The following is a 12178-nucleotide window of genomic DNA, read 5'->3' on the forward strand; positions in this document are numbered from 1 at the left end:
AGATGGCAGGTAAGTAATGAGAATTAGTGTTTAGAGCCAACCGGGAAGTACCAGCAGCGCCCAAGCCAAGATTGGTCCTGCAACAACGATGATGCCGCCGTAGCCAAGCACCTGCTTGTAGAACCGGTCCTTGTCGGTGCCTTCCGGGGCATTGGCAAGAACCAGCGCACCGTTGGTAGAGAAGGGCGAGACGTCAACAACGGTCGAGGCGATGGCCAACGCGCAGATCAATCCGGTAGCGCTGATTGATCCGCTGTCAAGGAATGGAATGGCCAGTGGAATCAATGCTGCCAAGATGGCGGTGGAGGACGCGAAGGCGGAGACCACAGCGCCGATGTAGCAAATCAGTAGCCCGGCGAGCAATGGTGCCCCAAGGTTGGCCACACCGTCAGAAACGTACTTGATGGTTCCGGCTTCTTCCAGGACACCAACAAAGGTGAGCATGCCGCAGATGAGCAAGACGGTAGACCAGCTGATCTTGTTGACGGCACCCTTTTGTGCAGCCGGGTTGACCAGTGCGAGGAAGACAGCGATGGTGATCGAAACAAATCCAACATCAACCTTGAAGCCCAGAGCGATTACTGCCAGGGCGATCAATCCGATGATGGTCATAATCTGGCCAAAACGCTGGCCCGGAGCATGCGGAGCGGCACCGTCGCCAGCTGGGTCGCGTGGTCCGTAGGTTCCCGAGCCACTGGCCTTGAAGTCAACGTCTGCCGCATGGGCACCGGCAGAAACGCTTAAGCGTGCTTCGGCAACACGTTCAGCAATTGCACCAGCGCGCTGGCCGGCAAGCTTACGTCCACCCAAAACGAGGAAGAGGACAATGGCGATGGCCAGGTTGAAAATAAAGCTGGTCAGGAACAAAGCGGTCGGGCTGAATTCAAAACCGGCCTTGTCGATCAGGCCGTTGACGATGACGCCGTAGACGGCGATAGGGGAGAAGCCGCCGGCCTGGGCGCCGTGTACAACGAGCATGCCCATCATCAGTGGGTTGATCTTGTAGCGCTGCGCGAAGTTCAAAGCGATAGGTGCGATGATCGCAACCGCCGCTGGGCCCAAGGCGCCAATGGCGGTGATGGCTGCGGTGATGACAAACATGACCCAAGGAATCAGCGCAATGCGGCTGTCCACCAGTTTCACGGCTCTGTCCACCAAGATATCGATGGTGCCGTTATTTTGGGCTATGGCAAAGAGGTAGGTAACGCCTACCAACGTTAAGAACAGACCGCCAGGGAAACTGGCGAGAATTTCTTTGGAATCCATGCCAAGGAAAAGAGTGCCGAGCAGGAATGCTCCGACGAAGGCCAGGGCCCCCATATTGATGGGGAACATTGTGGCGACGATGAACATCACCGCCAGAATGATGATGGAAACTAATGCGACAGACATGTGGAATATCCTTTTCGTGGTGGCCGCAAATCGAGGTAGTTTGTATGTGACGAGCGTCACTGGCTCACTGGCCTAGCCTCCTAGACTCTGAGTGTCTTGTCAAGTCAATTTTCGGTGTAGGTTGGTGCTAAGAAACATCAAAAAGGAGTGAACATGGCTGAGATCCAGAAGCCTAAGGGCTTTGCCAAAGTGCAGCGCCCTAGGCTTTATGAACAGCTCATGCAGCAGATCCTGGCCTTTGTGGAACAAGAGCAACTCGGGGCCGGTGACCACCTGCCAGCTGAGCGAGAATTAGCAGACCAGCTTGGGGTTTCCCGAGCAACGTTGGCTCAAGCGCTTGTGGCGTTGGAGGTCTTGGGCGTCATTGACGTAAAGCACGGAACCGGTGCCGTCTTGGTGTATCGACCGAGTGTGGCCACAGTGTTGCGGGAGCTACGCGAACACGAAAATAGGCTTCCCGAAATTGTCGAAGCCCGTAGCACCCTCGAAGTGAAGTTGGCATCGCTGGCGGCCGAACGACGTACCGAAGAGGACCTCAAAAGCATCAACCAAGCCCTGGATGTCATGGGTGAAGAAATTGCTAATGGCGGCCGAGGTGAGAAGGGTGACGAACTTTTCCACGAGGCAATTACGAGGGCCGCAAAGTCTGCGGTTCTACAGAAGCTGATGACTTTTATTTCCGAGATGGTGCTAGAAACGCGTCTGGAATCTCTGGGTCAGCCCGGGCGTCCGGAGCGGTCTTTGGAGTCGCATCGGAAAATTGCTGAGGCAATCCGAGATGGTGATTCTCAGGGTGCTGCGGTTGCGATGCAAGAGCACATCGAGATGGTTTCCGACGTTGCGTTGCTTAAGGATCTTTCCTAGGTCAGCGGGTTGTTGAGTATCTAATGCCGGCGCAGATCCAGACGGTCACCTGATTCGGATTTAGCGCGCGGGCTACAGCTCCACGTGCTTCAAACGCGAAGACTCCCGTGGGATAACGAGATGACGTTGTCTCACAGGAGTCTTTTGAATGATGTGTCCTATACCTGGTTGCCCAGCTTGAAGCCCTTCGACGGCTCACCTCGGTAGGTGCCGTCTTCATCTTTTTCGCGAGTGTAGGAGAAGCCGTCGGCGCCGACGGTCACCGCCATCTCCGAGTCATCGGTGCGGGCGATAACTTCCTGAACGTTGCCGTCCAGATCCAAGACTTTGGAAGCTTCGGTGTACCAGGACGGTACAACCGGGTTGCCCCACCAGTCGCGGCGCTGGTTATCGTGCACATCCCAGGTGATGACCGGGTTGTCTGGATCGCCGGTGTAGTAGTCCTGCGTGTAAATCTCGATGCGGTGATCATCTGGATCCAAGATGTACAGGTAGAACGCATTGGAGACACCGTGACGGCCTGGGCCGCGCTCGATGCGATCCGAGATGCGCAGTGCACCCATCTTGTCGCAGATCTGAATGATGTTGTGCTTTTCGTGAGTGGAGAAAGCTACGTGGTGCAGACGTGGTCCATCACCACCGGTGAGCGCGGTGTCATGCACGGTACCCTTACGCTGCATCCAGGCCGCGTAGGTGGTGCCTTCTTGGTCCTGAATGTCCTCGGTGACGGTGAAGCCCAAGTTTTCCAGGTACTTACGTCCGCGGGGCACATCTGGGGTGACCTGGTTGAAGTGGTCCAGACGAACCAATTCTCCAGCCGAGTACAGGTCGTAACGCATGTGTAGGCGCTCAACGTGGGTGGTTTCGAAGAAGAACTCGTAAGGGAAGCCCAGTGGATCTTCCACACGCACGGCGTCGCCGATGCCCTTGACGAAGCCTTCTTTGCGGCGTTCGGTGCGACAGCCCAGTTCCTTGTAGTAAGCCTCGGCCTTATCCACTTCTTCGGTGGAGCGTACACGGAATGCCATCGCTTTGAGCGCTGCCACCGGCCCCTTGGTGAGTACCAAGTTGTGGTGAATGAATTCCTCGAAGGAACGCAGGTAGATCTGGTTCTCATCTTCATAAGAAACATGAAGGCCTAGTACGTCCACGTAGAACTTGCGCGAGGCGGCCAGGTCGGTGACCACCAGTTCGGCGTAGGCGCAGCGCAGAATATCCGGCGCTGAAAGAGAAGGGGTAGGGATTGGGTTAGAAATCTCTTTGCTCATGTTGTTGCTCCTTTGCAAACAATCAAAGTACGAGTTAGACGCCGAACTTAGGGGAGTGGGCTTCGTTCAGGGTGATCTGGATGGACTGCTGGGTGGTGTAGAAGTCCACCGAACGGTAGCCTCCCTCGCGTCCCAGACCCGAAGCCTTCACACCGCCGAATGGGGTGCGCAGGTCGCGGACGTTGTTCGAGTTCAGCCACACCATGCCGGACTCGATCTGGTGCGCGAAGTTGTGCGCGCGCTTCAAATTGGAAGTCCATACGTAGGCGGCCAGGCCGTACTTGGTGTTGTTGGCCAGCTCCAGCGCTTCCTCGTCGGTGTCGAACGGGGTAATGGCTACCACTGGGCCGAAGATTTCTTCCTGGAAGATCTGTGCATCAGGGGCGACATCGGCGAAAACGGTAGGGGCAACGTAATTGCCCTCTTCGAAGCCTTCGGCACGGCCGCCACCGGCCAGCAGGCGGCCTTCCTTCTTGCCGATTTCGATGTAGCTCATGACCTTCTCGAAATGCTTAGGGTGCACCAGCGAGCCGACCTCGGTCTTCGGATCGCTTGGCAGGCCCACACGGATGTTTTTGGCGCGTTCTGCGAACTTGGCAACAAAATCATCATAGATATCGCGCTGGACCAGCACGCGGGAGCCGGCGGTGCAGCGCTCGCCGTTCAGCGAGAACACGCCGAAGACGGTGGCATCCAGGGCCGCATCCAAATCAGCGTCGGCGAAGACCACTGCCGGGGACTTGCCGCCTAGCTCCAGGGACAGGCCCTTGAAGAACGGGGCAGCCGCGGTGGAGATGGTGGCGCCGGTGGAGGAATCTCCGGTGAAGGAAACCAGTGGCACATCTGGGTGCTTGACCAGGTAGTCTCCGGCCACAGAGCCGGAGCCGAAGATCAGGTTAAAAACGCCTTCAGGCAGGCCTGCTTCGCGGAAGATCCCAGGCCACAGGCCAGCAGAAAGTGGCGTGTAGCTGGCAGGCTTCATCACCACGGAGTTGCCGGTAGCGATGGCCGGAGCGAGCTTCCAAGATTCCTGCATGAACGGAACGTTCCATGGGGTGATCAGTGCGGCCACGCCAATTGGCTTGCGGTTCACATAGTTCATCTGGCGCCCTGGCACGCGGAAGGAATTATCTACCTGAGCCACGATCAGGTCAGCGAAGAAGCGGAAGTTCTCTGCCGCCCGGCGGGCCTGACCCTTGGCCTGGGTGATAGGCAGACCGGAGTCGTAGGACTCAAGCAGAGCCAACTCGTCATCGCGGGACTCAACGATGTCAGCGATCTTATGCAGTACCCGCGAACGTTCGCGCGGAAGCATCTTGGACCAAGGTCCTTCCTTGAAGGCCTTCTTGGCGGCAGCGACTGCCAGATCCACGTCTTCTGGCTGAGCAGAAGCTGCGGTGGCGTAATTCTGATTGGTGACCGGTTCTTGAACGTCGAAGGTTGCTCCGCCTTTGGAGTCAACAAATACGCCGTCAATGTAGTGCTGCAGGTGAGTTGGCAGGTGTTCTGGTACGAAGTGCTTGCTCATGGCAATTCCTTTCGTGCTGGTGAGTGTTGGTGTGTCGTGAAAAATCAGGTTCTAGATCGCGCTCGGTTCCATGCCCGCAGCCTTCAAATAGCTGTTCAGGGTATGGGCGCGGTGTTCGCGGCAGGCCGCTTCGATCTGCGCCGGGGTGGCGTGATCGGCGATCAAATCCAGGAGCGCATCGTGTTCCTTGACCGATTCGCGGGCACGGTACGGGATGTGTGTGAAGCTGCTGGCACGCATCGCTGCAAGTCGGCGCCATCCGCGCTGCACTAGATCAAGAATGTGCGGGTTGGGGCACTGGCCGTAGAGCAGCTGGTGGAACTCGGTGTTCATGCGGGTGAAAGCTAGCGGATCAAAATCTTCCAAGCATTGACGGATTTTTTCGTTCAGCTCTCGGGCCTTGGACAGCCACGCGGCGTCCATGGCATCGGCGGCTAGCGCGGTTGCCGCAGACTCAATAATCATCAGCGTCTGCATTGTGTGCAGGTAGAGGGTGGAATCAACCTGGGCCACCGTGGCTCCGACATTTCGAGTGAAGTGAACTAGCCCTTCAGCTTCTAGCCGGCGAATTGCTTCGCGTACCGGTACTACCGAGCAGCCAAGTTCTTCGGCAATAGTGCCAAGCACCAGACGGTACCCGGGGGAGTAGGCGCCTGTGTTGATTCGCTCTGAAACCAGTTGGTAAGCGACCTCGGACTTCGAAGCAGTCATTAGAGTGACCATGAATCTAGCTCCGGGCATCCTGCTTCTTGCCAAGCGTTGTACTTGGCTTTCCACTCAGCATTCATTGGGAACAGGCCTTCAATGCCGTAGCCACGTTTGACCATGGCGAAAATGAATTCGTCATTGGACTCGGTGACTACCGCTTCTGCGGCAACTTCTTGAACCATTGCTGGTGGGATGACCACAATGCCGTCTGAGTCTGCAACGATCACATCGCCTGGCTGGACTGATACGCCACCGCAGGCCACGGTGATGTCTTTGTCCCAAGCCACATGTTTGCGCCCCAACACTGCTGGGTGGGCGCCGTTGTAGAAGACCGGGATATCTAGGTTGGATACCGCGTCAAGGTCACGCACACCACCATCGGAGATGATGCCGGCTGCACCAAGCTGCTGAGAGCGCAGGGCCAAAATATCGCCCAAGGTGGCCGAACCAGTCTCCCCGCGGGCTTCCATCACAAGAATTTCGCCGTTATTCAGTGAGTCAATGGACTGCTTCTGGGCGTTGTAGCCGGCACCGTGAGCTTTGAAGAGATCTTCGCGGTTTGGGATATAACGCAGGGTGCGGGCGGTGCCGATCACACGCTGCATGCCCTTGGTCGCTCCGGGAACTTCGATGTTGACGTTGTTCAGTCCGCGCTTACGCAAGGTGGCGGACAACGTGGCAGTAGCAACCGAGGCGAGTTGTTCGCGCACCGAGTCGGTGAGCACGTCTTTGCCGGTGATCACCGGTGGCAGGCCGGCCGAAGCACGGTCACCGTACGCGTCTTCCTTGTCTTGTTCGGTGAGCTTTGGCTGGTTTCCGAAAGGCGCAAAAGCTGAAGTTCCCTCGGTAGCCGTGGTCTTAAGCTTTCCGGTGGTGGTGCCGGTGATCAGATCAGTGACCTCAACCTCGACCACATCGCCTGGGAAGAAGACGGTAGAGCCGGCAGGGGTGCCAGTGAGGATGATGTCTCCTGGCCGCAGGGTCATCTGTTGGGAGAGATCAGCGATGATTTGTGCAAAGGAGAAGAGCAGTTCTGAGGTGGAGGCGTCCTGCGCGATCTGACCATTAACCCAGGTTTGAACGCGTAGCTTAGCCGGATCCAGTGAGGCCGCTTCCAACAGGTTGGGACCAACTGGTGTGTATCCGTCACCGGACTTGGAGCGGATGTTGGAACCTTTGTCGGCGTACTTCATGTCATGGACACCGAGGTCATTAGAAGCGGTAACCCAACCAACGTGGCGCCATGCGTCCTGAACCGAAACACGGCGGGCAGCGGTGCCGATGATCAGTGCGATTTCGCCTTCAAAGGCCAAGAGCTCGGTGCCGGCAGGTCGCTCAACACTTCCGTTGGTGGCAGCTAAGGAGCTTGACGCTTTCATGAAGTAGCTAGGGAACTTCGGGGTGCGCCCGCGCTGGGCTGCACGCGAGGAGTAGCTCAGGTGAACAGCCAGAACTTTACCTGCCTGAGCGAAGGTCTGATCGGTTACTGGAACAGTAGTGGTCACCGTTGATCGTCCTACTTTCGTCATGGATCATGTCGTACATCAAATCGTATACGATCAGTGTGCGCTGAATCTCAATGACTGTCAAGCAGAGTCTCCGACGGGATGAATGCGATGTTCCTCAACAGGTAAAAATCGACTCAATATCAGAACACGCAAGAGCGCCGCCCAAGAAAAAATAATCTTGGACGGCGCTGCTGTTTCTGACGTGCGACGTGCATCAATGATGAGGATTCGTGGAGTAATCATCGAAGAATACGGTGCGCGGCGGTTTCCTGGATAATGTTGGAGGCTTGTGACTCACCTTTGTTGGTAAGTTACTTTGCCACCGAGTTGCTAGTGGTTGAAGCAGCCCAGCTGGCTGTCGGAATCGATAGGCGATAGGTCTTCTTCTTTGACTGAGTAACAGTCAGCTTGGCCGTGCCCTTGGTGAGCTTCACAGTTTTCAGCGTCTTCCACGAGGTGCCCGACTTGACCTGGAACTTGGCGTTTTTGGCGTTGTACTTGATGTAGCCGTAGCGATCCGGAGCGTAGACCTGAGCCTTGGCGGTCAGTGTGACCTTGCTGCCCCTGCGTGTGGCAGCCACCGAGCTCTTTGCCTTGCCACGTACGTAGAAGGTCTTGCTGGTTCGGTCCGTGTAGTCGGAGTAATCGGACCACATCATGTCGTAGTCGGAGCGCCAGTAACTAGAAGTCGCCCCAATATCCGCGGGACCAACCTTATAAGCGCCGAGCCCATCCCAACTTGGGCAGATGAACGCCCGGTCTGAAACCTTCCGATTATCAAACCAGAGTGAGTCAACTACACCGCCGCGTCGGGTTACATCGACAGTCCCGGAAGCGTCCTCGTAGTCCGACTTCACCTTGGTTGAAGCTTTCACAGTGACGTTGCGGCAATTTGTGTCGGCCACGGTGAAGGACGACACCGAATAACCGGTGATGTCGATTGGACGTTCGCTTGCTTGTGCTGGCATTGCGCCCAACGCCAGCGCCCCGGTGATAACCAGGCCCACGGCCGCGTTGTGAACACGGCGAATCGCGGAAACTTTCATGATGTGCTCCCATAAGAGTGCGAGTGAATATCCAAGGTGGATTCCTTGAATGAACTAAGAGTAAGTGACGCGGGAGACAATTTAGCTTTGACGGCAAATCATGACATTGCAGTCAATCGCGATCTCACAAAGTCCATGTGTTCGTGACTTTTATTGATGCGTTTTTCGCGAAGGCCTTTGTCTTTGGAATTACGCTGACACAATGGTTCTATGCGTATTATCTTGATCCGTCATGGTCAGACATCATCAAACATTGGACGTCATCTTGACACAGGCGAGCCAGGGGCGCCTCTAACTAAGTTGGGGCATGAACAGGCCAACTTGTTGCCTCGTACTTTAGAAAACGAGAGAATTGACGCTATTTACGCATCACCACTTTTACGAACGCAACAAACCGCGAAACCATTAGCCTCAGCGCGGGGGATCAGTGTGCAAACCCGTTCTGGAATATGCGAGGTTTCCGCCGGCGACCTAGAAATGGCTAACGACGAAAACTCAATTCAGACTTATCTCAAAATCGTCATGGATTGGGCCGACGGTTCGGAGGAAGCTATGATTCTCGGTGCTGGGGAAAATGGGAGCGATGTTCTGCGAAAGTTTGACCGTGTAGTTGATGAAGTACGTGCTTCAGCAGTGGACAGCGCGGTGTTTGTCTCACATGGTGCGATCATCCGTAGCTGGGTTGGATCGCGGTGCGTCAATATTGAGCCTGGTTTTGTTGCGCAAACTCCGGTGTTGAATACCGGTGTGGTTGTCGTGGAAGAAACCGACGGGCAATGGCGTGTTGTCCAATGGCAAGAGCAGCCAATTGGTGGTCCTGAAGTTCAGTCTCCTGAATCAGACGGGCCGGCCGCCGAAACGCCTGATGGCAATTAGAAATCAACACTAGTTGAGCCAGAAGCACTCCCAGAGCCTAGTTTCCAAAGTGTTTGCGGACTAAACGACGCAAGCCGGTCCTGCCCGAAGGCAGGGCCGGCTTGCGCGGCTTACTTTAGATTTTGGCTAAGCGTAAGCTACGCCCGAGCACCTTCGCGTGCCGCGGCGGCTTCACGCTCATCGGCTTCGCGCAGTGCACGCTCCACACGATCAACGTCGCGGACCGCACCCCTATCGGCGGACAGCGCCATAGCTGCATAAGCACGCAGCGCAGGGGAGACCACACGTTCGCGGGTTGCTGGACGGTAACCGGTGGTGGAGATCAAACGTTCGCGGCGTTCGGCCAGTACTTCCTCGGAAACGTTCAAGGTCAGCTCACGAGTAGGGATGTCGATGGAGATGGTATCTCCGTCTTCAACCAATGCGATCATGCCACCGGAAGCAGCTTCTGGGGAAACGTGTCCGATGGACAGACCCGAGGTACCACCGGAGAAGCGACCGTCGGTGATCAGTGCGCAAGACTTGCCCAGACCGCGACCCTTGAGGAAGGAAGTTGGGTAAAGCATTTCCTGCATACCCGGTCCACCCTTAGGACCCTCATAACGGATAACAACAACGTCGCCTTCCTTCACCTGCTTGTTCAAGATCTTTTCTACGGCTTCATCCTGTGATTCGCAGACAACCGCTGGGCCGGAGAAGGTCCAGATCGATGGGTCCACACCAGCGGTCTTGACCACTGCACCGTCAACGGCGATATTGCCGCGAAGCACAGCCAAGCCGCCATCCTTGGAGTAGGCGTGCTCTACCGAGTGGATGCAACCTGCTTCTGCGTCGGTGTCCAGTTCTTCCCACTGAGCCGACTGCGAGAAAGCGGTGGACGAGCGTACGCCACCTGGGCCTGCATGCCACAGTGCGAAGGATTCCTCGGTGGCTTTGCCGCCACGGATATCCCAGTCATCAAGCCATTCACCCAAGGTGGTGGCGTGAACGGTGTGGACGGTTTCATCAAGCAATCCGCCTCGACGCAGTTCGCCAAGGATGGCAGGGATGCCACCGGCACGGTGAACATCTTCCATGTAGTAGATCTTGCCAGCGCCTGCAGCGTTTGGTGCAACCTTAGCCAAGCACGGTACACGGCGGGACACTGCATCGATTTCATCCAAACCAAACTCCACGCCAGCTTCGTGGGCGGCAGCGAGCAGGTGCAGGATGGTGTTGGTGGAACCGCCCATGGCGATATCCAAGGCCATGGCGTTGCCAAAGGCTTCGATGGTGGCGATATTGCGAGGCAAGACCGTCTCATCGTTGTCGGTGTAGTAGCGGTTAGCGATGTCTACTACCAGCTTGCCGGCGTTTTGGTACAGGTCCTTGCGGGCGGTGTGGGTGGCAAGGGTTGAACCGTTACCTGGCAGTGACAGACCCATGGCTTCGGTCAGGCAGTTCATCGAGTTGGCGGTGAACATACCAGAGCAGGAACCGCAGGTAGGGCATGCGGCCTCTTCGATACGCAAGAGGTCAGCGTCCGAGATGTTTTCGTTCACGGCATCCGAGATGGCGTCAACCAGGTCCAGGGTACGTACGGTGCCATCGACCAAGGTGGCGCGTCCGGATTCCATGGGTCCACCGGAGACAAAGACGGTAGGGATGTTCAGGCGCAGTGCGGCCATGAGCATACCCGGGGTGATCTTGTCACAGTTGGAGATACAAATCAGTGCGTCAGCACAGTGTGCATTGACCATGTATTCCACGGAGTCAGCGATCAAATCGCGCGAAGGCAACGAGTAGAGCATGCCGCTGTGGCCCATAGCGATTCCATCATCAACAGCGATGGTATTAAATTCTCGGGGGATACCGCCGGCAGCCTCAATGGCTTCGGAAACGATGCGACCTACTGGCTGTAGGTGGGTGTGTCCGGGGACGAACTCGGTGAAGCTGTTGGCCACGGCGATGATCGGCTTGCGGCCAAGATCTGCGCCATTCACGCCGGCTGCGCGGAACAGTGCGCGGGCGCCGGCCATATTGCGGCCATGGGTAACGGTGTGTGAACGAAGTGTGGTCATTTTAAAATCTCACCATAGATTTGTTCCGAAACCCAGACGGTGACGATACTAGTAGTACTACTACCATGATATGAGGATCGGGATATGAACGCAGGTCAGCGTCGCCGCGAAGAATTGGCGGCCTTCCTCAAAGACCGAAGAGCTCGCGCCGACAGGGCTTCGCATGGTTTGCCCGAAGTGGGACGCAGTCGAGTGCGTGGATTGCGCCGTGAAGAAGTGGCCACCCTCGCTGGGGTATCTGCCACCTGGTACACCTGGTTGGAGCAAGCTAGAGACATCAATCCCTCACGTCAGGTGATGCAGTCTCTTGCGCGTCTCTTCCGCCTAAGTGCAGTAGAAACCAGCTACCTCTTGTCCTTAGCCGGCCACGGTGAATTGGCGCCGGAAGAATCCAGCCCAATGACTGACGCATTACAAAGACTCTTAGACGTCATGAATTTCCCGGCCTTCTTGCTGTCTGCAGACTGGGCCATCATTGGCTGGAACGCCGAGTATGCGCAGCTCTATCCGAGAATTACTTCTGTGGACGTTGAAGACCGGAACTTGTTGTGGCTCGTGTTCACCGACGCTCAATTGCGCGAGATGCTTCCAGACTGGGAAAAGCAGAGTCGTGGTTTTGTGGGAAGCTTCCGTGCTGAAACCAGAGGCTGGCTCAGCCCGTCGGGAGAGACTGGAATCGTCGCACGAGTCTCGGCGGCTTCGGCTGAATTTGCTGCGATTTGGAATGAGCGAGATGTTGCAGGATTCCAAACAGGGGAGCGGGTCTTCCGCCATCCAGCCAAAGGGCTAACCAAATATGAACAGCACAACCTGACGCCAGCTGAAGCCCCAGACCTTACCCTGTTGATGTATACGCCACTGTAAAGGAATCTCTCAGCATCCTGTTGTTCTCGAAGAGCAACGAGGCGGTCAACATCAATGTTCATCG

At 56.4% G+C, this 12178-nt stretch carries 10 protein-coding genes; 3 read left to right on the forward strand and 7 right to left on the reverse strand.

Translation table 11 applies throughout. The features are described from left to right. Nucleotides 1–30 precede the first annotated feature (30 nt). The gene (locus AC1Z3F_RS03615; RefSeq protein ID WP_262197980.1) at nt 31–1392 is read right to left on the reverse strand and encodes an SLC13 family permease; all 1362 of its coding nucleotides are present in this window, start codon (nt 1390–1392) and stop codon (nt 31–33) included. Between the two features lie 153 nt (nt 1393–1545). Between AC1Z3F_RS03615 and AC1Z3F_RS03620 the strand changes: the two genes are divergently transcribed. Further along, on the forward strand, nt 1546–2256 hold the full coding sequence (locus AC1Z3F_RS03620; RefSeq protein WP_131087919.1) for a FadR/GntR family transcriptional regulator: 711 nt from the start codon (nt 1546–1548) through the stop codon (nt 2254–2256). Between the two features lie 158 nt (nt 2257–2414). On the opposite strand, the gene hpaD is transcribed toward AC1Z3F_RS03620, so the two are convergent. The 5 genes from hpaD to AC1Z3F_RS03645 form a co-directional block, all read right to left on the reverse strand. Further along, entirely contained in the window at nt 2415–3524 is a 1110-nt protein-coding gene (gene hpaD, locus AC1Z3F_RS03625; protein ID WP_262199748.1) for a 3,4-dihydroxyphenylacetate 2,3-dioxygenase, read from the reverse strand. A gap of 34 nt (nt 3525–3558) precedes the next feature. Then, nucleotides 3559–5052 carry a 5-carboxymethyl-2-hydroxymuconate semialdehyde dehydrogenase gene (gene hpaE / locus AC1Z3F_RS03630; RefSeq protein WP_131087920.1) on the reverse strand — a complete coding sequence of 498 codons (1494 nt, stop codon included), beginning with the start codon at nt 5050–5052 and terminating at the stop codon, nt 3559–3561. Nucleotides 5053–5103: 51 nt separating this feature from the next. Further along, nucleotides 5104–5775, reverse strand: coding sequence for a GntR family transcriptional regulator (locus AC1Z3F_RS03635; protein WP_483566572.1), 672 nt, complete (start codon nt 5773–5775; stop codon nt 5104–5106). After that, entirely contained in the window at nt 5763–7289 is a 1527-nt protein-coding gene (locus tag AC1Z3F_RS03640; RefSeq protein WP_483566573.1) for a fumarylacetoacetate hydrolase family protein, read from the reverse strand. Before AC1Z3F_RS03640 ends, AC1Z3F_RS03635 begins: the two co-directional genes overlap by 13 nt. A gap of 290 nt (nt 7290–7579) precedes the next feature. Continuing rightward, nucleotides 7580–8314, reverse strand: a complete 735-nt coding sequence (locus tag AC1Z3F_RS03645; RefSeq protein ID WP_483566574.1) for a hypothetical protein — start codon at nt 8312–8314, stop codon at nt 7580–7582. Nucleotides 8315–8524: 210 nt separating this feature from the next. On the opposite strand from AC1Z3F_RS03645, the gene AC1Z3F_RS03650 reads away from it, so the two are divergent. Further along, complete coding sequence (locus AC1Z3F_RS03650) at nt 8525–9190, forward strand: histidine phosphatase family protein (RefSeq protein ID WP_262197978.1); 666 nt, start codon at nt 8525–8527, stop codon at nt 9188–9190. Nucleotides 9191–9327: 137 nt separating this feature from the next. Here AC1Z3F_RS03650 and ilvD read toward each other — a convergent pair whose 3' ends face one another. Next, nucleotides 9328–11250: a dihydroxy-acid dehydratase gene (gene ilvD / locus AC1Z3F_RS03655; RefSeq protein ID WP_262197977.1), complete on the reverse strand. Its 1923-nt coding sequence runs from the start codon at nt 11248–11250 to the stop codon at nt 9328–9330. 84 nt (nt 11251–11334) lie between these two features. Between ilvD and AC1Z3F_RS03660 the strand changes: the two genes are divergently transcribed. Further along, nucleotides 11335–12114: a helix-turn-helix transcriptional regulator gene (locus AC1Z3F_RS03660; RefSeq protein ID WP_131087929.1), complete on the forward strand. Its 780-nt coding sequence runs from the start codon at nt 11335–11337 to the stop codon at nt 12112–12114. The last annotated feature ends 64 nt before the right edge of the window (nt 12115–12178 follow it).

It is taken from the genome of Glutamicibacter sp. MOO4 (assembly GCF_056934395.1).